15 protein-coding genes, 1 tRNA gene and 1 pseudogene are annotated in these 20,048 nt (G+C 31.6%); 14 read left to right on the forward strand and 3 right to left on the reverse strand.

Going from position 1 to position 20,048, the window contains the following annotated elements; genetic code table 11:
- Positions 1 to 32 precede the first annotated feature (32 nt).
- Positions 33 to 1,598 carry an ABC transporter permease gene (locus MR76_RS00720; protein ID WP_044171557.1) on the forward strand — a complete coding sequence of 522 codons (1,566 nt, stop codon included), beginning with the start codon at positions 33 to 35 and terminating at the stop codon, positions 1,596 to 1,598.
- Between the two features lie 314 nt (positions 1,599 to 1,912).
- On the opposite strand, the gene MR76_RS00725 is transcribed toward MR76_RS00720, so the two are convergent.
- From MR76_RS00725 to MR76_RS00735, 3 genes and pseudogenes are all read right to left on the reverse strand, one after another.
- Complete coding sequence (locus tag MR76_RS00725; protein WP_024071789.1) at positions 1,913 to 3,430, reverse strand: HlyD family type I secretion periplasmic adaptor subunit; 1,518 nt, start codon at positions 3,428 to 3,430, stop codon at positions 1,913 to 1,915.
- 466 nt (positions 3,431 to 3,896) lie between these two features.
- Positions 3,897 to 4,520, reverse strand: a complete 624-nt coding sequence (locus tag MR76_RS00730) for a COQ9 family protein (protein WP_024071790.1) — start codon at positions 4,518 to 4,520, stop codon at positions 3,897 to 3,899.
- A gap of 434 nt (positions 4,521 to 4,954) precedes the next feature.
- Positions 4,955 to 6,576 (reverse strand): annotated as a pseudogene (locus MR76_RS00735) (ribonuclease J).
- Positions 6,577 to 6,749: 173 nt separating this feature from the next.
- Between MR76_RS00735 and MR76_RS00740 the strand changes: the two are divergent.
- From MR76_RS00740 to rpoB, 13 genes are all read left to right on the forward strand, one after another.
- Complete coding sequence (locus MR76_RS00740) at positions 6,750 to 7,349, forward strand: hypothetical protein (protein WP_024071791.1); 600 nt, start codon at positions 6,750 to 6,752, stop codon at positions 7,347 to 7,349.
- A 1,387-nt stretch (positions 7,350 to 8,736) separates the two neighbouring features.
- Complete coding sequence (gene rpsL / locus MR76_RS00745) at positions 8,737 to 9,108, forward strand: 30S ribosomal protein S12 (protein WP_006010363.1); 372 nt, start codon at positions 8,737 to 8,739, stop codon at positions 9,106 to 9,108.
- 15 nt (positions 9,109 to 9,123) lie between these two features.
- Positions 9,124 to 9,606 (forward strand): 30S ribosomal protein S7, encoded by a 483-nt coding sequence (gene rpsG / locus MR76_RS00750; RefSeq protein WP_024071792.1) that lies wholly within the window; start codon positions 9,124 to 9,126, stop codon positions 9,604 to 9,606.
- A 23-nt stretch (positions 9,607 to 9,629) separates the two neighbouring features.
- The gene (fusA, locus tag MR76_RS00755) at positions 9,630 to 11,702 is read left to right on the forward strand and encodes an elongation factor G (protein WP_024071793.1); all 2,073 of its coding nucleotides are present in this window, start codon (positions 9,630 to 9,632) and stop codon (positions 11,700 to 11,702) included.
- 13 nt (positions 11,703 to 11,715) lie between these two features.
- Positions 11,716 to 12,903: an elongation factor Tu gene (tuf, locus tag MR76_RS00760; protein WP_024071794.1), complete on the forward strand. Its 1,188-nt coding sequence runs from the start codon at positions 11,716 to 11,718 to the stop codon at positions 12,901 to 12,903.
- Between the two features lie 10 nt (positions 12,904 to 12,913).
- Positions 12,914 to 12,987, forward strand: a tRNA-Trp gene (locus MR76_RS00765).
- Between the two features lie 40 nt (positions 12,988 to 13,027).
- The gene (secE, locus tag MR76_RS00770) at positions 13,028 to 13,225 is read left to right on the forward strand and encodes a preprotein translocase subunit SecE (protein WP_024071795.1); all 198 of its coding nucleotides are present in this window, start codon (positions 13,028 to 13,030) and stop codon (positions 13,223 to 13,225) included.
- Positions 13,215 to 13,754: a transcription termination/antitermination protein NusG gene (gene nusG, locus MR76_RS00775; protein WP_024071796.1), complete on the forward strand. Its 540-nt coding sequence runs from the start codon at positions 13,215 to 13,217 to the stop codon at positions 13,752 to 13,754. Before secE ends, nusG begins: the two co-directional genes overlap by 11 nt.
- Before the next feature lie 35 nt (positions 13,755 to 13,789).
- Positions 13,790 to 14,200 (forward strand): 50S ribosomal protein L11, encoded by a 411-nt coding sequence (gene rplK / locus MR76_RS00780; RefSeq protein WP_044171563.1) that lies wholly within the window; start codon positions 13,790 to 13,792, stop codon positions 14,198 to 14,200.
- Between the two features lie 30 nt (positions 14,201 to 14,230).
- Positions 14,231 to 14,893 (forward strand): 50S ribosomal protein L1, encoded by a 663-nt coding sequence (gene rplA / locus MR76_RS00785; protein ID WP_044171422.1) that lies wholly within the window; start codon positions 14,231 to 14,233, stop codon positions 14,891 to 14,893.
- Positions 14,894 to 14,909: 16 nt separating this feature from the next.
- Positions 14,910 to 15,392, forward strand: a complete 483-nt coding sequence (gene rplJ, locus MR76_RS00790) for a 50S ribosomal protein L10 (protein WP_024071798.1) — start codon at positions 14,910 to 14,912, stop codon at positions 15,390 to 15,392.
- Between the two features lie 52 nt (positions 15,393 to 15,444).
- The gene (gene rplL / locus MR76_RS00795) at positions 15,445 to 15,846 is read left to right on the forward strand and encodes a 50S ribosomal protein L7/L12 (RefSeq protein WP_024071799.1); all 402 of its coding nucleotides are present in this window, start codon (positions 15,445 to 15,447) and stop codon (positions 15,844 to 15,846) included.
- Positions 15,847 to 15,893: 47 nt separating this feature from the next.
- Positions 15,894 to 20,036 (forward strand): DNA-directed RNA polymerase subunit beta, encoded by a 4,143-nt coding sequence (rpoB, locus tag MR76_RS00800; protein ID WP_024071800.1) that lies wholly within the window; start codon positions 15,894 to 15,896, stop codon positions 20,034 to 20,036.
- The last annotated feature ends 12 nt before the right edge of the window (positions 20,037 to 20,048 follow it).

Consider the following 20,048-nt stretch of genomic DNA (forward strand, 5'->3'; position numbering starts at 1 on the left):
TAAAAAACGTTTTTTTGTGTGTATTAGTTGGGATGTTTATAGCCCCAATAGTTTCATTGATTTCTATTATATTTACTGAAGATAAAACAATAGATTTATTAACGTCTGTTTTACCTGAATATGCTTTTAATACTATTATTTTGATGGTGGGAGTGGGAATAATAGCGCTTGTTATTGGTATATCGGCAGCTTGGTTTGTAACTTATTACTCATTCTTTGGACGTAGATTTTTTGAAATAGCTCTTTTTTTACCACTTTCGATACCAGGGTATATAGTTGCGTATGTTTATGTAAATATTTTTGAATTTTCGGGTCCTGTACAAATCTTTTTGCGAGAAACTTTTCATTGGAGCAAAGGAGATTATTATTTCCCTAATGTCAAATCCTTGGAATGGGGGATTATTATTATAGGATTTAATCTATATCCCTATGTATATATGTTAGTTAGAACAAGTTTAATAGCTATTCGTAGTACTGTTGCAGTTGCTACCACGCTATGTCCTTTTAGGAGTAAAATTTTAACTTCCATTGCTTTGCCCGTAGTTCGCCCAGCTATTGCTGCTGGTGTGTCATTTGTATTGATGGAAGTAATATCTGATTTTGGCACACCACAATTTCTTGCAATAGATACTTTTACTAGAGGAATATATAGGAGTTGGTTTTTATTACATGATAAATATTCTGCTTGTTTATTTGCTTTTGGTGCATTGTTTTTTATATTTTTGCTTATCATATTAGAAAAGTTATTTCGTGGTAAAGGAATATCTTATTCAACAATAAAGATGAATACAGAATATTATCATACTTGGAAAGTTGAAAAAAAATTGGAACTTGTATTAATATATTCTGTTTGTTTAGTGCCAGTGTTAATAGGTTTTGTAATACCTATTGTGCCTTTATTATATTGGACTATTGAAAAAATTGGAACATTAGTGGCTAATGGTCGATTTTATATATCTATCTTCAATAGTGTTAGTATAGCATTTGTAACAGCTATTATTACTGTTGTGATATCAGTTATTATGTCATACATAATCAGAAAAAGGGAATCGTTATCTTATATAATAAAATTTATTGTGATGGGTTATGCTGTACCTAATACTATTGTTGCTGTAAGTGTTATGGTATTACTAGGAAGTCTATCACATTTTGTTACTTCATATTTTTCATTTGTTCTGATTGGAACAACATTCGGGTTAATGTATTCCTATGTATTTAGGTTTCTTGCTATATCTTTAGGTCCTATAGAATCTGGGTTAAATAAGATTCCAAAAGAAATAGATTGGTCATCTTTGTTAATGGGACATAGTGTAATTTCTACGTGCTTTAATATTCATATTCCAATGATTAGGAAGAGTATATTAGTTGGGTTTTTATTAGTGTTTGTTGATGTTATAAAGGAACTAGCAGCAACACTAATTATTAGGCCTTTTAACTTTGACACTATGGCTACTAGAATGTATGAACTTATCAGTGATGAGAGATACACTGATGCGGCTCCATATGCTCTAGTTATAGTACTTATTGGACTGATATCAGTAGTTATATTATGTAAAATGTTTCAATATGATAGATCTAAATATAATAGAGTTATGTAATCAATAATATTTGTACAAGTATGTGACATATATAGGTTCTGTTTTTCTATTGTGTTGTAAAATCTAGAAGATTTATCTATTACAATAGAAATATTAAGTTATTTTTAGATAACTGCTGCATGCTTATAAGTTTGCATTTTGTACTATAAAATTTTATATTGCAAATGAATGTAGCTTAATATTTTCTATTATTTTTCAATACTTATCTTTTTTCTTTAATTACACTTAAGTATGTTCTATAGGTTGATATAATAATATTCTATATAGATATGTTTGTATAATCAAACTATAAGGGCCTTAGGTTTATAACATTGTTACCTTTCATTAAAAGCTTTTTCAAAAGTGCTAGTTATTGGAGTGAATAAGTAGTTCAACAAAGTACGGGATTGGGTAATTATAAAAACTTCTGCTGGCATTCCAGGATACAACTTTAAATTTTTTAGCTTTGTAGATTGTTCTTTTGGTATTATTACTTGTATCTTATAGTAACGCATTCCATTGGCTTCACTTAAGGCATCAGCTGATACTTGTACTACTATTCCATTAGCTAATCCAATTTTACGTATGTTATAAGCACTAAGGCGTACTTTTGCTTTTAGTCCACGATAATGTTCATATGATATCATATTTTTATCTTTCATCTGTGCTGATAAAATCTGTTCAATATGTTTTGTTTGTATTTTTGCATCTATAACTAGATCATCATTTAATGGAACAACGTTTGTAATGGGTGCCCCAGGAGGTATGACACCACCTTCTGTGTGATATTTTAATCCTGTTATCATGCCTGTTTGAGGAGATCTTATTATAGTTCTGTCTAATATATCTTGTGCAGTTTTCATCTTTTCTTTTAAGTCTGTGACGGCGGATGTTACATCTTTGAGTTCAAGATTAATTTTATTTTGTACGTTGTTAGTGATGTTGATTATTTCTAATTTATTTTCTCCGATTTTTTGATTTACTGATGCAATAGTAGATTTAATTTGACCAATTTTTCCTTTAGATTCGGCATATTGACGTTCAAGTGCAATAATATATGGTTTACTAATGTACCCATCCTCTAAAAGATTTTTTTTTGTTTCTAGTTCTTCTTTGATCAATTTATGTTGAGTTATTGCTGCAGTTAATTGAGCAGATAATCCTGATAATTCTTGATGTAACTGTTTTATGCGTTGTTGTAGAATATCTATTTGTCCGGATACGTTTTTTTTATGTGATTCAAATAATTGTTGCTGATTTTCTATTATTTGCATTCTTGTTTTTTCATCTGATAGATCCTTTATAGTATCTGGAAAGGTTAGAGATTGATTATTATATTTTATGGCGATTAACCTAGCTTCTGTTGCCAGTAAATCAAGCATCCGCTCTTTTATGATATCTAGATTAGCCTTAGCTGTAGTGTTGTGTAAATATATTATAGGCTGATTTTTTTGAACTAGTTCCCCTTCTTTTACTAGGATTTTATTAATGATACCACCTTCTAAGTGCTGTACAATCTGTTTTTCTGATGAAGGGACTACTTCTCCTTGTGCAATTACTGAGCCATCGAGTGGTGCGACTGCAGACCATATTCCAAATATACCAAAGAATAGTAAGATAATGATAAAGCCAGTTAATAGCGGCCCCCACGATATTTTTAGTACTTCATTTATTGAATCTTTCTTACTGTACTTGAAAAAAAAGCTTACTATGTTGTCTATGATAAGTAGTGATTTGGTTAATATATTTGATGTTTGTTCTTTTGTGTTGTTCTCTAGATGTAGTCTGTGATGACCTAAAAGCTGTGGTAATGATAACCCCGCTTTTATGAAATTTCTGAATTTTTGATACATAATATATAATACGATAAGTGTAACATTTAGTTTATAACATATTTGGTGAATATTATAATGCACTATTTATCAGATAAATATCTTAAAATATCTTTACTCTTGTTCCAATATTTTACGTTGCGTGTATGAGGTTATTTATAATATTATCTGTTGTACAGTATTTCTAAGTTAATATATTTTCTTTTAATATTTTCCTCTATTACAGTCTGTTAGTATTAATTATTGATAAGTTTAATATAAAATATTATTGGTTCTGTCAAAATATAATGTAATACTGTGATATAGTAAAAAACTGATGGCAGTTTTTTGGTAATGAGTACTCTAGAAACACATTTTATCAATTAATAATAAGTATGTTTTTTGAGATTTTTGTTGTAAGTAAAGTTTTTATGCTTTGCAGATTGTATAATGTGGCTATTCCTTCAATAATATTAACATTATTTGTTGAAAAGATGTGATACGATAGCTAATATGATTCGTTATCAAATTTGATTTTAAATATATTAAATTTTTCAGTCTTATTGGATACATAGGATTTTAATTTATGTATCTGTATTACATTATTAATTCGTCTTTCTAAGAAAAGAATGGTATCAGCGTGATTATTAGAGGAATCATTGATGAAATACATAATAGTGCTTGTGTATACAACAGCCAATGTGATTCTTTTAGTGTAATAGTTAAAGTTGGTTGATTTATCACCAATTAAATACCAAATGTGGTCTACTAGTTTATATAAAGATTTAGAAAAAAAACACATGTTATATGATGCTTCAGATAATATGTGTTTTAATAACTCTCTATAATTTGGTAATGAAGTATAATATATTAAGCACAGATGAACTGTATATTGTATTTTTTCACGTATTTTCAAATTATTAACGTTTTTTGTTTCATGGAATTTTCTGCTGATAAAGTTTATCAAATTCTCATTTATGCTATTTAATACGTCATATATTCCATTATTGAATTTACAAAATTCTTCGCTTAAATTAAGATCAATACAAGCTTTTAATAATGTATCATCGGATATCCCATGAAATGGTATTAACGCTATTGTTGTTTTTATTATTGATGATTGATTATCCATTATATTTTATTGAAGAAAACCCACATCATACATATACAATGTTAAAATTGTTGTGACAAGCTTAGAGTTTATATTGTTGTAATATTAGAAAAAACTTATTAAAGTAAGTACTTATTATTGGTAGTGTTATTACTGATAAGTAGTAAATTGTCCAATGTATGTTTTATAATTAGAAATGGTTTGGGGTTATAGGAACTTAATTATTAGTGAAATAGATAAGCTTTAATGTATGTGTTTTTCTGTTTTGATTATGGTATTGAAGTTATTTCTAACAAAGACTTGATAGTTATGGAATATATAAGACATAGCTTATATACTCTAGTTGTACTTTATTATATTTAGAGCATTGAATTCTATATTATCTATGCATTATTGAATTACAGTGGGATTGTATAAATTGTTGCTAAGTAAATGTTTATGCTAGTATCAGGGTACTAGTTTATATGTTCTAGTTGTACTTCAATGAATGGTTTGTTTTTAATATCGTGTTTTAAAGCATTAGAAACTATATTTTCTACATGTTGTCGTATATTGTTTATTTTTTTAGAATAAAGTTCACTGCTTATTTTGGATGAGATTCTTTTGATAATTGCTCCACTATCAAAATGGTCTAACACTCCTGGAGCGAAAATTCTTGGCTCTTTTAATAGTTCTTTTTTATTATTTAAAACTAGTGTTACTACAATTATTCCTGAATCTTTCATCCTTTTCCGCATGTATATGACATTACTTTGAGGGTGGTGTAAGAAATTTCCATCAACCCCAAAATAACCAGCTTTTACAGAATTAATTTTTGTTTTTTTGTGATGCTTACTACATCTCCCGGGTGAACTATTATTACTTTATCTACGTTACACTGCTTTGCAACGTTAGCATGTTCGTACATATGTATATATTCCCCGTGTACAGGAATAGATAGTTTGGGTCTTACTAATGAATACATAGTAGCCACTTCATTTCTGGAAGGATGTCCTGATACATGTACATGTTCCATAAATTCTGTAATAACATTAATTCCCATATTGACGAATTTATTGAATACATTATATATACGCTTTTCATTTCCTGGAATTATTTTGGAAGAAAAAATGATTGTATCTCCATCCTCTAATGTGGTTAATGTGTGAGAATTGTTAGCAAGTTTGGTAGTTGCTGCTAATGCTTCACCTTGACAACCAGTACAAAGGAATAAAACTTGATCCCTTGGAAGTTTATTTGCTTGGTTGATGTTAATGAACTCTGGTATGTCTTGTAGATACCCGCTGTCTTGTGCAGCCTGTATAATCCTTATAAGAGATTTTCCTAGTATTGTTACTTTCCTACCTAATCTTTCTGCAATGTGTGTTATAGTATGAATTCGTGCAATGTTGGAAGCAAATAAAGATACGGCAACTTTTTGATTGCAGTTTTTTATTATATTAAACAAACTTTCTTCTAAGTCACCTTCGGATCCTGATTTGTTTTTAGTAAATATGTTAGTTGAATCACATACAAGTGCTAAAACTCCTTCATCTCCTAATTCTTTTAACCTTTGTGTGTTCGATACAGGACCAATTATTGGGTTATCATCTAACTTCCAATCTCCTGTGTGTACTACTACTCCTTTGTCAGTATGTAATGCAATTGCATTCATTTCTGGTATCGAGTGTGTCAAATTTATAAATTCAAGATTAAAAGGACCAAGATTTAATCTTTTTGTAATATCAATTTCTGTTATGTTGATTCCAAATGAATATTCTTTCAATTTTGCTTGTAGTAAAGCAGCAGTAAATTTCGTTGCATATATTGGACATTGTAAATCATTCCAGAGATACTGTATACCTCCTATATGGTCTTCATGAGCATGTGTTAATACTATACCAAGTAGATTCTTCCTATTTTTTTTTATAAAGCTGATATCAGCAACAATCATGTCTATTCCTGGCATATTGTCATCAGCAAAACCTGCTCCGAAATCAATGATTATCCATTTACCATTCAAATGATATAAATTGACATTCATGCCTATCTGTCCGACTCCACCTAAGGGTACGAACAACAAATCATCAGTATTCATTTATCAAGTACGTTGTAAAAATTCAACTAACAGCATATCTTATTTATTGGTTAAAGGAAAGCATTAGAATAATTAATATTATTAAATGATAAATTATTGTATATTTTATGTCATTAATCACATCTAGAAAGGGATATTTAAGTTAATAAAATAATAAAAGTAAATTTTAGGAAATGTCTTTGCAAATTAAAAATAAGAAACTTACTAATACATTAGAGCAGATACGTATGGTTTGCTTGTTAATATATATTATAGGAGCAGTATTGTTTTTATTAAAACATTATAATGTGATAGATAGCAATTTAAATAAAATATCTAATTGGTTAGTTGGTTTATCAGTAATCATGTTTTTGGTATTATCTTGCATTAAATTTATTAATTGTGTTAAAAAACCCGAAAGTAATGAAGTGCAATTATTAAAAAATGATCATAACTCTTGTTTTGTACAAGATACAAAAAATTGTAAGAGAATTAATGGTATAACAATATTTAGGTACATGAGTAATGTAATATTTGCTGGTGTTTGTGTTGTTACTTGTAGTTTTTTACTGCTATCTAGTCTGTATGTTCAAGAAACATTGTTTTTAACTGTATACAGTGTAGTGTTAATGACTGGTTCATCTTTGGCAGGGTTATATTTTATTGCTAGGTTTTTAGGTGCAGGTTTGGGTGTATGTAGTCACGCTATTGATAATATGAATACTCGACGTACTAAATGTGAAGCTACTAATTTTATTGTTGGTGAAGTTTATAGTCAATTATCTGTATCATAATCTAAAAGTTATGTAAATGAAATTGTTCTCAGTTAGAGGGAATATATTTTCTTGTCATGTTAACTTGATTATCTCTAATGCTGATTCATTATTTACTTAGTCTGAATTCTTTGATTGTGTGTTAGCTTTTTGTTTAGAAGATGTGCATGCTTTATAGTATATCATCAAAATTTGGAATAGGGTATTTCTACAGTAAGGGGAGTCTTTGATGATAAGTTTATTATTATTGGTGTATCATACAATTGATCTAATGTCCTTGGTATATGTAGATGTTTCTTTTATAGCAAGATAGAGAAATACTAATTTGGGATGTACACTGAATATATAATATAGTACGTTTTGGAATCGGAAATTGAAGCAACAACGTTCTAGATATTTAGAATGGTGTTTGTTAAAATGTTATCTAATGTTGCAACATGATCCTGATTTAGTGGTACATCTTGATAATTACTTGCACTTAAGACAATTCAATGTGTTGACATTGAAAGATGTGGCAATGTTTATGGAGATAATAAGATACATTTTGATTTATTTAAGGCAATTATGTAAATTGCGATAAGGCACTATAGTGTAGATTGTCAATATCTACCTTTCAGATGTGTGTAAAAACTGATTTATCGAGATTTAAGCCAGAAAATTAAGTAGCAAGGTGTAGATTTTTATATTTTTGGGTCATTTTTATAAAAATAAGAAGATGTGCTTGATACATAAATTGGGTATTTAAAAGTTATTCTATATGATTTTAACACATAATCTTTGTGGTCATATCCTATAAAAGGAGAAGAAATTTTTGGTAATTTTTTCCTGATAACTTTTTTATCGTTTTGTCAGAGCATGTGAATCTGTGCAAATGTTAGGAAGGTCTGAGAAAGGAGAAAGTATGTTCCTATGCAAATAATATTGCTAATAGTTATGCTTGTACTTCATTCTGTGCCTAAAAGATTATTCAAAAAATACTAAATAAGAATTGTAAGTATAGTGAAGAGTAAATTCAATTTTGATATTGTAGGAGTTTAAAGATATTAAAATGCCATAATTATATCCTGTCATCATATAGTGAAAAAAGTCAAATAATTTTGTATTTATCATGAGGTAATAATAAAACTGGATGTAAGCAAGCATTACTGTATTTGTTGATGTTATTTAAAATATAGAACGGAATTGAATATAATGATTGCAAATAATTTTTAATAGTATATCTATAAAGAGTACTTGAGTTGTTGATGATATTTTGTATTATTAAGTTTATTAGTTTTTGGAAAATCGTTAAATTTCTATTGACTAAGGTTCATGATTCTTTTATAAGTAACCCATGCTTCTATTAAAATTAAGATATATGGTGTTACTTGTATCTATTTATTATAATAAACTGTAAGGTTGTTACATTATGCCAACAATAAATCAATTAGTTCGCAAGCCGCGGAAATCTCGTTCTTCATTAAATAAGGCACCTGCGCTTCAGCATAATCCGCAAAAAAGAGCAGTATGTGTAAAGGTATATACTACTACTCCTAAAAAGCCAAACTCAGCTTTACGTAAGGTTGCTCGTGTAAAAATTGCTGGTTATGGTAGTGAGGTTATAGCTTATATACCTGGTGAAGGGCATAATTTGCAAGAACATTCAGTTATCTTGATTAGAGGTGGGCGTGTAAAAGATTTGCCTGGGGTTCGATATCATATTATACGTGGAGCATTGGATTCTCGAGGTGTGCAAAATAGGAAGAAAGCACGTTCAAAATATGGTGTGAAGAAAAGTTAATTAATGTGGTAATATATGTCTCGTCGTCGTAGGGCAAGTAAAAGAGTTATTTCTCCTGATTCAAAGTATAATAGTGTGTTATTAGCACGTTTCATTAATGTTATTATGCGTTCTGGCGAAAGATCTATAGCTGAGAAGATAGTATACGGGGCTTTGAGTAAAGCGGAATCTCATCTTGGTGAGAGTGCACTGTCGATTTTTAGTGCTGCTCTAAATAATGTAATGCCGCAGATGGAAGTTCGCTCTCGTAGGATAGGTGGTGTAACGTATCAAGTGCCTGTAGAAGTAAAGGAAGACAGGGCAGTTTCATTAGCCTTACGTTGGATTTTTAAAGCAGCAACAACAGCGAGGAAACGTAGTAATAAGATGTATATGGATTGTTTGTGTAATGAGTTATTAGAAGCTTATAATAAACGTGGTGGTGCGTATAAAATGAGAGAAGAAAAATATAAGATGGCAGAAGCAAACAAGGCGTTTTCTCATTTTCGCTTTAATTAATATGTAATTTTTGGAGATAAGTTGTGAGCATAGATAACGAGTTATCTAAGTGTAGGAATATAGGGATTATGGCACATATAGATGCCGGGAAGACTACTACTACCGAGCGTATACTTTTTTATACTGGAAAACAAAATAGGATTGGTGAAGTTCATGAAGGTGCTGCGTCTATGGATTGGATGGAGCAAGAAAAAGAAAGAGGAATTACGATAACTTCTGCAGCCACTACATGTTTTTGGAATGATCACAGGATTAACATTATTGATACTCCTGGTCACGTTGATTTTACTATAGAAGTAGAGAGGTCTTTGCGTGTTTTAGATGGTGCTGTTGCTGTCTTTGATGGAGTTGCGGGTGTTGAACCTCAATCAGAAACGGTATGGCGTCAAGCTGATAAATATAATGTACCCAGAATTTGTTTTATGAATAAAATGGATAGAATGGGGGCAGATTTTTATCGATGTGTTGATATGGTTGTTGAGCGTCTTGGTGCTACTCCGTTAGTATTGCAACTGCCGATAGGGACTGAAAAGGATTTTGTTGGGGTTATTGATCTATTAGAGATGAGATCAATTATATGGGATGAAGATTCTTTAGGGGCGAATTTCCACTATGGAGAAATTCCTAAAGATATGCTTGACAAAGCTAAGGAGTATAGAAACAAACTCTTGGAGAGTGCCGTTGAGCTTAATGATGAGGCGATGAACTTGTATTTTGAAGGCAAAGAAATATCTGTCTCTTTGCTAAAAAGTTGTATTCGTGCAGGAGTAATTCAGTCAAAATTTGTACCTATTTTGTGTGGTTCTGCTTTTAAAAATAGGGGTGTACAGCCTTTATTAGATGCTGTTGTTGATTTTTTACCTGCACCTAATGATATTCCTATGATGGAAGCTCTTGATGTAAAAACCTCTAATACTATAAATATAAAATCTTCTATTAGTGGTAAGTTTGTTGCATTGGCTTTCAAAGTAATGACTGATAAATTTGTTGGTAGTTTAACCTTTATAAGAATTTATTCAGGTAAGTTGTCAAGTAAGACTACAGTGCTAAATGCAGTTAAAAATTCTACAGAATCTATAGGTAGAATTTTGCTAATGCATGCTAATAATAGAGAAGATATAACTGAAGCAAGAGCTGGTGATATTGTTGCTTTAGCAGGGCTCAAGAAAACAGTAACTGGCGATACATTGTGTTCATTAGATCAGCCTGTTATTTTAGAACGTATGGAATTCCCTGAACCGGTTATGGAAATTGCAGTAGAACCAAAATCTACAGCAGATCAAGAAAAAATGGGTATAGCTTTAAGTAGATTAGTTGCAGAAGATCCATCACTTGGTATGTGTGTGAATCCTGAAAGTGGACAAACTATTTTGAAAGGAATGGGTGAGTTGCATCTTGAAGTTATTGTAGATAGGATGCGTCGTGAATTTAATGTTGAGGCTAATATAGGTGCTCCACAAGTTGCTTATAGGGAAACTATTACTAAATCTGTTGAAATTGAATATATCCATAAGAAGCAAACAGGCGGTGCCGGGCAATTTGCAAAGGTCAATATATTATTTGAACCATTGCCTCCTGGATCTGGGTTTCAATTTGAAAGTAAAATTACTGGTGGTGCAGTACCCAAAGAATATATACCTGGTGTTCAAAATGGATTAGAGAATATTAGTGGGAGTGGTATGTTAGCAGGGTTTCCTGTTATTGATTTTAAAGCAACTTTAATTGATGGTGCATTTCATGAAGTGGATTCTAGTCCTTTAGCATTTGAACTAGCTGCGAAAGGTGCTTTTAGGGATATGGTAAATAAAGCTGGGGCAATATTACTTGAACCTATTATGAAAGTTGAAATAATCACTCCTGATGAGTATATGGGGGATGTTATAGGTGATATTAATAGTAGAAGAGGTAGAGTTGCTGAAATGCAAGATCGTCACAATACTAAGGTAATATTGGCATTTATTCCTTTAGCAAAAATGTTTGGATATGTTAAGGATTTACGCTCTATGTCTCAGGGTAGAGCGCAGTATAGCATGTATTTTTCTTGTTATGAGCAAGTACCTGATAATATAGTAGCGAATGAAATAAAAACTAAATAATGGGTATAATGTTATGGTAGAGGAAAGGAAACCACATATAAATGTAGGGACAATAGGGCATGTTGATCACGGCAAGACAACATTGACAGCCGCGTTAACAACAGTGTTAGCGAAGAGATTGAGTGGAGAAGGTAATAAGAGTGTAAAATATGATGAAATAGATAAAGCACCAGAAGAGAAGGCAAGAGGTATAACCATTTCAACGGCACATGTAGAATATGAAACAGAAAATAGACATTATGCGCATGTAGATTGTCCAGGACATGCTGATTATATAAAAAATATGATAACAGGTGCTGCGCAAATGGATGCAGCAATATTAGTAGTATCTGCAACTGATGGAGCAATGCCTCAGACAAGAGAACATATACTATTAGCAAAACAAGTTGGAGTAAAAGACATAGTAGTATGGATGAATAAATGTGATGTTGTAGATGATGAAGAGATGTTGTCATTAGTTGAAATGGAGATAAGAGAATTATTATCAAAATATGGATATCCAGGGGATGATATAGATGTTGTGAGGGGATCTGCAGTTAAGGCATTAGAAGAAGAAACAGGCTCAGGTGTGTGGAGTGAAAAGATTATGGAATTGATGAGTGCCTTAGAGAAAATAAATTTACCAACAAGAGAAAAAGACAAGCCATTTTTAATGTCAATAGAAGATGTATTTTCAATACCTGGAAGGGGTACAGTAGTAACAGGAAGGATAGAAAGAGGAGTAATCAAAGTAGGAGATAAAATAGAAATAGTAGGGTTACGTGATGTGCAAAGCACAGTATGTACTGGAGTTGAAATGTTCCATAAGGCATTAGATGCAGGTGAAGCAGGGGATAATGCTGGTATATTATTAAGAGGAATAAAGAAGGAAGATGTAGAAAGGGGGCAAGTATTAAGTGCGCCTGGTCAGATACATTCATATAAGAAATTCAAGGCAGAGGTATATATATTAAAGAAAGAAGAAGGTGGGAGACATACGCCATTTTTCTCAAATTATCAGCCACAATTTTATGTTAGAACGACTGATGTAACAGGGAGTATAAAATTACCTGATGGAGTTGAGATGGTAATGCCTGGAGATAATATAAATATCGAAGTAAGTTTAGATAAGCCTGTTGCTATTGATAAGGGATTGAGATTTGCAATTCGTGAAGGTGGTAGAACTGTAGGCTCTGGTATTATTACTGAAATTTTGGAGTAGTAATGTATATAGGAGTGTAGCTCAATTGGCTAGAGCGTCAGTCTCCAAAACTGAAGGTTATGGGTTCAATTCCTATCACTCCTGCCGTTTAGTTTAAGTGATATGACATGTAGGTAATTTTATAATGAGTAATATTGCTAAATTTTTACTTGGGGTAAAGCAAGAGGCTTTGCAAGTTTCTTGGGCTTCTAAAAATGAAATTGTGGGATTTTTATTTATAGTAATATTAATAATTACTTTTATGTCTATTTTATTTTGTTGTGTAGATTTTTTATTTTTGAAATTGATCAAGATAGTACTTGGGGTAATTTATGAAATATGAGTGGTATATTATTCAGGTATCATCTGGTAGCGAAGAGAAAGTTTGTCAAACTATTTTAGAGAATTCTCGAGTGTTAGGTCTCGAAGAAAGTTTTCGTGAAGTATTTATTCCGTATGAAGAAGTTGCTCGAGTAAAACACAATAAAAAGGTATTGGTAAAAAGGAAATTGTCACCGGGATATGTGTTTTTGTATATGAATTTGCATGAAAATTCAATTAATTTTGTTAGGAATATACCTAGGGTGTTGAATTTTCTAAACAATGATTTTGGTGTTCCTAAAGTTATTCCAGAAAGTGAAATGGAGTCTATGCGTAAGAAAATGTGTCAAACTGTAGTAGATGATATTAGCATTGTTAATTTTGAAATTGGTGATGAAGTTGTGATTAATGATGGGTTGTTTCAAGATTTCAATGGTAAAGTTGAATACATTAATGATGATAAAAAAATAGCAGGGGTCAGTGTAATGATATTTGGTAGACTGACTAAGATAGAATTTAAGTTAGAACATATACAAAAAGTGGAGGGGTAATTGTGAGTGCTGTTTTAGTATCTAAGATAAATTTGATGATAGAGGCTGGGAAAGCTAATCCTGGGCCTAAAATTGCTTCTGTTTTAGGGCCTCGTGGTATACCAATGCCTAAATTTTGTAAAGAGTTCAATGACATTACAAGTGCTCAGGGTAAACAATATAAAATTGGTGATCTGGTTACTGCTAGAATATCTATTTATAATGACAAGTCTTACAGTTTTACAATAAGCGATTCTCCTGTATCTTATTTATTAAAGAAAGCTGCTGCAATTGAGAAAGGTTCAGTGAATCCTGGAAAAGATAATATTGGAAAAGTTAAGATGTCAGATGTTTATGAGATAGCTAAGCGTAAAATGTCTGATATGAATGCTGATACTGTAGAAGCTGCAGCTAAAATGGTTATTGGTACAGCATCTTCTATGGGTATTGTTGTAGTAGAAGAGTAAATGATAGTGGATATAGTGTAGAGGAATTATATGAATTCATTGATTAGTAATGAAGTTTATGATGTTGAATCAGGTTTAAAGAAGGTTATAGAGTCTGCTAAAGCTAATTTTTGTGAATCTGTGGATGTTGCAATAAATCTTAATATTAATAGTTCGAAATCTGATGAGCAAGTTAGGGGGTGTGTTGTATTACCTAAAGGATTAGGAAGAGAAATAAGAGTTGCAGTGTTTGCTAAAGGTGGATATTTAGAAATGGCTAAAGAAGCCATGGCTGATATTGTAGGTGACGAGGAATTGATTGAAGAAATAAAGAAAAAACAATGTAGATTAGATGTAGATTGGTGCCTTGCTACTCCAGATTTTATGGCGTCGGTTTCTTCTATTGCTAAAATTTTAGGTCCTAAGGGGTTAATGCCGAACCCTAAATTTAATACTGTAACTTTTGAGCTTGCTAAGGCTATTAAAATAATAAAATCTGGTCAAATTAAATTTAAATCTGATAAGACTGGTATTGTTCATGCAAAGATTGGAAATATTAAATTTTCTACAGAAGATTTGTTGGAAAATTTTAATGCAGTAATTAGTGCAGTAAAGCAATGTAAGCCTGCGTCTATTAAGGGTTTATACTTTAAAGATGTGTTTGTTGTTTCAACTATGGGGAAATCTGTTAAAGTGGAAAGTTTAAATAATTAGTATTGGAGTGGAGACAGTGAAGCGTAGCGATAAAGAATTGCATTTAAATAAAGTAGAAGGCTTATTTGGTAAATTTAAATATTTTATAGTTGCTAATTTCCAAGGTATGGTGGCTGATGATTTCTTTTCTCTGAGGAAAGAATTAAAAATGGCTAATAGTGGTTTGATGGTAGTAAAAAATAGTTTATCTCGTATTGCTTTAAAAAAAATGGGTAGAGAAGAGTTAGCTGCTAAATTTTTAGGCCCTGTATTTATTGTTTATTCGGATGATATAATAGTGATTTCAAAAATTCTTGCAAAATTTATGAAAAACAATAAAAGCAAGATAAGTTTATCATGTGGATACGATAGCAATGAAGTATTAGATAGCGAGAAGATCTTATACTTTGCTAGTTTACCATCTCTAAGGGAATTACATGCACAAATAATGAGTATGATATCTTATAATATTCCGGTAAGATTGGCTTTGTGTTTAAAAGCTCTTGGCGATAAAGAGTGATACTATATTTTAAATTTTATACTTTTTATTTTTATAATTGGGGTTAATTATTATGAGTAGTGTTGATATAGATAGTTTAGTAGAGCAAATTTGTAGTTTAGATTTGTGTAAGGCAGCAGAATTAGTAGATAAGATGGAACAAAAATTAGGATTTCCTAAAGGTGGTTTGTTAACAGCTGTTCCAGCTGCAGGTGGTAGTCAAGCTGAAAGTGGTGCTGCAGCAGAAGAAAAGACAGATTTTTCTATAATTTTTGATAGCTATGCTGCAGATAAGAAGATTGCTGTTATAAAAGCAGTAAGAGAATGTACTAATTTGGGATTAAAAGAAGCAAAAGAATTTGTTGAAAAAGAAGGTTCAAAAGAATTGGTAGAAGGTAAGAAATATAAGAAAGAAGAAGCTGAAGAAATCAAAAAGAAGCTTGAGGATGCTGGAGCAAAAATTAGTATTAAATAGTTTTTCACATAGCTTTTATTTGTAATTTATTAATCTTGAGGGATTTAATGTCTTCTTCTGTAATTTCTACTAAATATGTATTAAATTCTTTTAATTCAGTACCTAGATTGTCTTATGCAAAGTCAATAGATATAAAAGATTCTTTAACTGATTTAATAAAAATACAGAGGGATTCATACAATGCATTTATTGGGGTAGATCAAAGTACTGAAAGTGGAATAAAGAATATTTTTCAGTCTATGTTTCCTATACAAGATTTGTTAGGTAGGGCTGTTCTTGAATTTGTAAGTTATAGTATTGGTGAACCACAGTATGACGAGTATGAGTGTATAAAAAGAGGTATTACCTTTTCTGTTCCTATACGTATAGTTTTGCGTTTTATAGTATGGAAGGTGCAGGAGGTATCTTTTAAAGAAGTAAAATATGTAGTAGATGAAGAGACTTCAGAAAAAAGTATAAAGTACATAAAAGAGCAGGAAGTTTCCATAGGGGATCTTCCTACTATGACTTCTCATGGAACATTTATTATAAATGGGATAGAGAGAGTAATAGTATCGCAAATGCATCGTTCTCCAGGTGTATTTTTTGATAGTGATAAAGGAAAAACTTATAGTTCTGGGAAATTAATTTATTCAGCTAGAATTATTCCCTATAGGGGTTCATGGTTAGATTTTGAATTTGATATAAAAGATATACTTTACTTTCGTATTGATAGAAAGAGGAAATTACCAGTTTCTTTGCTTTTGAGAGCTTTAGGTTTATCTAATAATGATATTCTAGATACTTTCTATGACAAGGTACGTTACGTAAGATGTGAAAAAGGATGGATAGTTCCATTTGTTGCTGATAGGTTCAGGGGTGTTAGGTTGTCTCATGATCTTATGGATTCAGATGGAAATGTATTAGTAAAGGCCAATACGAGAATTACTTTGAGAATAGCTAAAAAATTGGCTAATGATGGGCTTACAGAATATTTAGTTCCATTTGATGAAATTCAAGGATTATTTATTGCTAATGACTTGTTAGATCCAAGCGGTAATGCTTTGATTATATCTGCGGGAGAGAATATTACTAGTGAGCATATAAATAAGTTAGAATTATTTAATATAGATGAGATCTTCGTTCTAAATATAGATTTTTTAACGGTTGGTCCATATGTTTTAAATACGTTATTTTTAGATAAGAATGTATCTTATGAAGAGGCGCTTTTTGAAATATATAAAGTTTTGCGTTCTGGTGAGTCGCCTAGTTTAGATGTTATAAAAGCTTTTTTTGATGGATTGTTTTTTGAAAAGGAAAGATATGATCTATCTACGGTTGGAAGAATAAAATTAAATGATCATCTTGGATTGAGTGTTAGTGAAGATATTACAGTCTTAACTAAAGATGATATAATTCATGTTATAAAGAAGCTGGTATTGTTAAGGGATGGTGAAGGTTCTGTTGATGATATAGATCATCTTGGTAATCGTAGGGTAAGGTCTGTTGGTGAGTTTATTGAAAATCAATTTAGAATTGGGATATTGAGACTTGAAAGAATGATTATGGATTACATGTCTTCGGTAAATTTTGATAATGCAATGCCATGTGATTTTGTAAATCCTAAGATTTTAGCTACAGTTTTAAAAGACTTCTTTAGTTCTTCTCAGCTTTCTCAGTTTATGGATCAAACTAATCCATTGTCTGAGGTTACTCATAAACGTAGGTTATCTGCTTTAGGCCCAGGTGGTTTAACTAGAGAAAGGGCAGGATTTGAGGTGAGAGATGTACACCCGACACATTATGGAAGAATTTGTCCAATTGAAACTCCAGAAGGTCAAAATATTGGGTTGATCAGTAGTTTAGCTATCTACGCTCGTATTAATAAGCATGGATTTATTGAAAGTCCTTATCGAAAGGTAGATAAAGGAGTTGTTACTGATAAGGTGGAGTATCTGTTGGCTATGCAGGAAAGTAATTATTATATAGCTGATGCTAGTGCTACTCTTGATGAAAACAACCAATTCGTTGATGATATGCTTTATTGCAGACATGATGGAAATTTTGTTATGGTTAAGAGGGAGGAAGTTGATTATATAGATGTTTCTCCAAAACAAATTGTTTCAGTTGCTGCATCTTTGATACCTTTCTTGGAAAATAATGATGCGAACCGTGCTTTGATGGGTTCTAATATGCAACGTCAGGCAGTGCCACTATTAAAAGCAGATGCTCCTTTGATTGGTACTGGTATGGAATTAATAGTTGCTGCTGGATCAGGAACAGTTGTTTTAGCTAAACGTGGGGGTATTGTCCATAGAGTAGATGGGTTATATATAGTTATTCGTGCGTTTGATCAGGAAAAAAATGAATATCTAGGTGTTGATATTTATAATTTAAGAAAATTCCAGCGTTCTAATCATAATACTTGTATTAATCAACGACCTTTAGTTAAACCTGGAGATTATGTAAAAGCAAATGATGTTATAGCTGATGGATCAGCTATCGATCAAGGTGAGCTTGCTTTAGGTAAGAATGTGTTAGTTGCTTTCATGTCTTGGCAAGGGTATAACTTTGAAGATTCAATAGTTATTTCAAGTGAAGTTGTAAAAAAAGATGTATTTACTTCAATACATATAGAGGAATTTGAATGTGTAGTTAGAGATACAACACTTGGTCCAGAAAAGATTATGAGGTCTGTTCCTGATATCAATGAAGATAGTTTGTCTCATTTGGATGATGTAGGAATTGTTAATGTTGGTGCTGAAGTTTCTGCCGGGGATATTTTAGTTGGTAAAGTTACTCCTAGACCTCCAATTTCTCTACCTCCGGAGACAAAATTATTAGTTACTATTTTTGGGGAAAAAGTATTTGATTGTGTAGATTCTTCACTGTATTTGCCACTTGATGTTGAAGGTACGGTAGTTGATGTGCATGTTTTTGTACGTCGTGGGGTTGAAGAAAATGATAGATCTCTCCTAATCAAGCAAAATGAGATTAATGGATTCATAAAAGAAAGGGATTATGAAATTGATGTAGTTAGTGAATATTTTTATGATGAATTGAAGAGAGTTTTAGTAAATTCTGAGATGCAGTATAATAATCAGGATATGAATGATTATTTGGCATCTACTCCAAAAAAGGATTGGTGGGATATTAATTTGTCTAATGAGTATGTATTATCTCAAGTTAAAGACTTAAAGGAAAAATTTGATTCGATGATTCAAAATGCTCATAGTAAATTCGATCAAAAGATAGACAAGTTAAATTATGGGTATGATTTACCACAGGGTGTTTTATGTATAGTTAAAGTTTTTGTTGCAGTGAAACATAATCTGCAACCGGGAGATAAAATGGCTGGTAGACATGGTAATAAAGGGGTAATTTCCCGGATCGTGCCTGTTGAAGATATGCCATACTTAGAAGATGGAACTCCTGTTGATATTATACTTAATTCTTTGGGGGTCCCTTCTCGTATGAATGTTGGACAGATCTTAGAAACACATTTAGGATGGGCTTCTGTTAATTTAGGAAAAAAGATAGGGCATATATTGGATAATATTGATGAGTTGACAATATCTCATTTGAGAAACTTTTTAGATCAGGTGTATGATGGACAAGATTTAAAATATAATATTCAATCTATGAGCGATGATGATCTTTTGGCGTTTGCAGAAAGGTTACGTGATGGTGTACCAATGGCTGCTCCAGTGTTTGAAGGGCCAAAAGATAGTCAAATTTCTAACTTATTAAAGTTAGCTGATTTAGATGTTTCAGGGCAGGTAGATCTTTATGATGGAAGGATTGGTGAAAAATTTGATCGTAAGGTTACTGTGGGATATATATACATGTTAAAATTGCATCACTTGGTGGATGATAAGATACATGCAAGATCTGTTGGTCCATATGGATTAGTAACTCAGCAACCATTAGGTGGAAAATCTCATTTTGGTGGTCAGCGTTTTGGGGAAATGGAATGTTGGGCATTACAGGCTTACGGAGCTGCTTATACTTTACAAGAAATGCTTACAGTAAAGTCTGATGATATTGTTGGAAGAGTTAAGATCTATGAATCTATAATTAAGGGTGATAGTAATTTTGAGTGCGGAATACCAGAGTCCTTTAATGTCATGGTGAAAGAGTTAAGATCATTGTGTTTAGATGTTGCTTTAAAGCAAGATAAGGATTTCTTAAATAATGAAGTGAAAGATTAATAATTAAAAGGG

The sequence above is a fragment of the Ehrlichia muris AS145 genome (assembly GCF_000508225.1).
GTDB classification, from domain to species: Bacteria; Pseudomonadota; Alphaproteobacteria; order Rickettsiales; family Anaplasmataceae; genus Ehrlichia; species Ehrlichia muris.

What these genes read in the sequence shown, in the direction of transcription:
- rplK (WP_044171563.1), top strand. Translation starts at nt 13,790, where the DNA reads ATGATAGAGGCTGGGAAAGCTAATCCTGGGCCTAAAATTGCTTCTGTT.
- MR76_RS00730 (WP_024071790.1), bottom strand. Translation starts at nt 4,520, where the DNA reads ATGGATAATCAATCATCAATAATAAAAACAACAATAGCGTTAATACCA.
- rpsG (WP_024071792.1), top strand. Translation starts at nt 9,124, where the DNA reads ATGTCTCGTCGTCGTAGGGCAAGTAAAAGAGTTATTTCTCCTGATTCA.
- MR76_RS00740 (WP_024071791.1), top strand. Translation starts at nt 6,750, where the DNA reads ATGTCTTTGCAAATTAAAAATAAGAAACTTACTAATACATTAGAGCAG.
- nusG (WP_024071796.1), top strand. Translation starts at nt 13,215, where the DNA reads ATGAAATATGAGTGGTATATTATTCAGGTATCATCTGGTAGCGAAGAG.
- rplL (WP_024071799.1), top strand. Translation starts at nt 15,445, where the DNA reads ATGAGTAGTGTTGATATAGATAGTTTAGTAGAGCAAATTTGTAGTTTA.
- MR76_RS00720 (WP_044171557.1), top strand. Translation starts at nt 33, where the DNA reads ATGTTTATAGCCCCAATAGTTTCATTGATTTCTATTATATTTACTGAA.
- secE (WP_024071795.1), top strand. Translation starts at nt 13,028, where the DNA reads ATGAGTAATATTGCTAAATTTTTACTTGGGGTAAAGCAAGAGGCTTTG.
- rplA (WP_044171422.1), top strand. Translation starts at nt 14,231, where the DNA reads ATGAATTCATTGATTAGTAATGAAGTTTATGATGTTGAATCAGGTTTA.
- rpoB (WP_024071800.1), top strand. Translation starts at nt 15,894, where the DNA reads ATGTCTTCTTCTGTAATTTCTACTAAATATGTATTAAATTCTTTTAAT.
- MR76_RS00725 (WP_024071789.1), bottom strand. Translation starts at nt 3,430, where the DNA reads ATGTATCAAAAATTCAGAAATTTCATAAAAGCGGGGTTATCATTACCA.
- rpsL (WP_006010363.1), top strand. Translation starts at nt 8,737, where the DNA reads ATGCCAACAATAAATCAATTAGTTCGCAAGCCGCGGAAATCTCGTTCT.
- tuf (WP_024071794.1), top strand. Translation starts at nt 11,716, where the DNA reads ATGGTAGAGGAAAGGAAACCACATATAAATGTAGGGACAATAGGGCAT.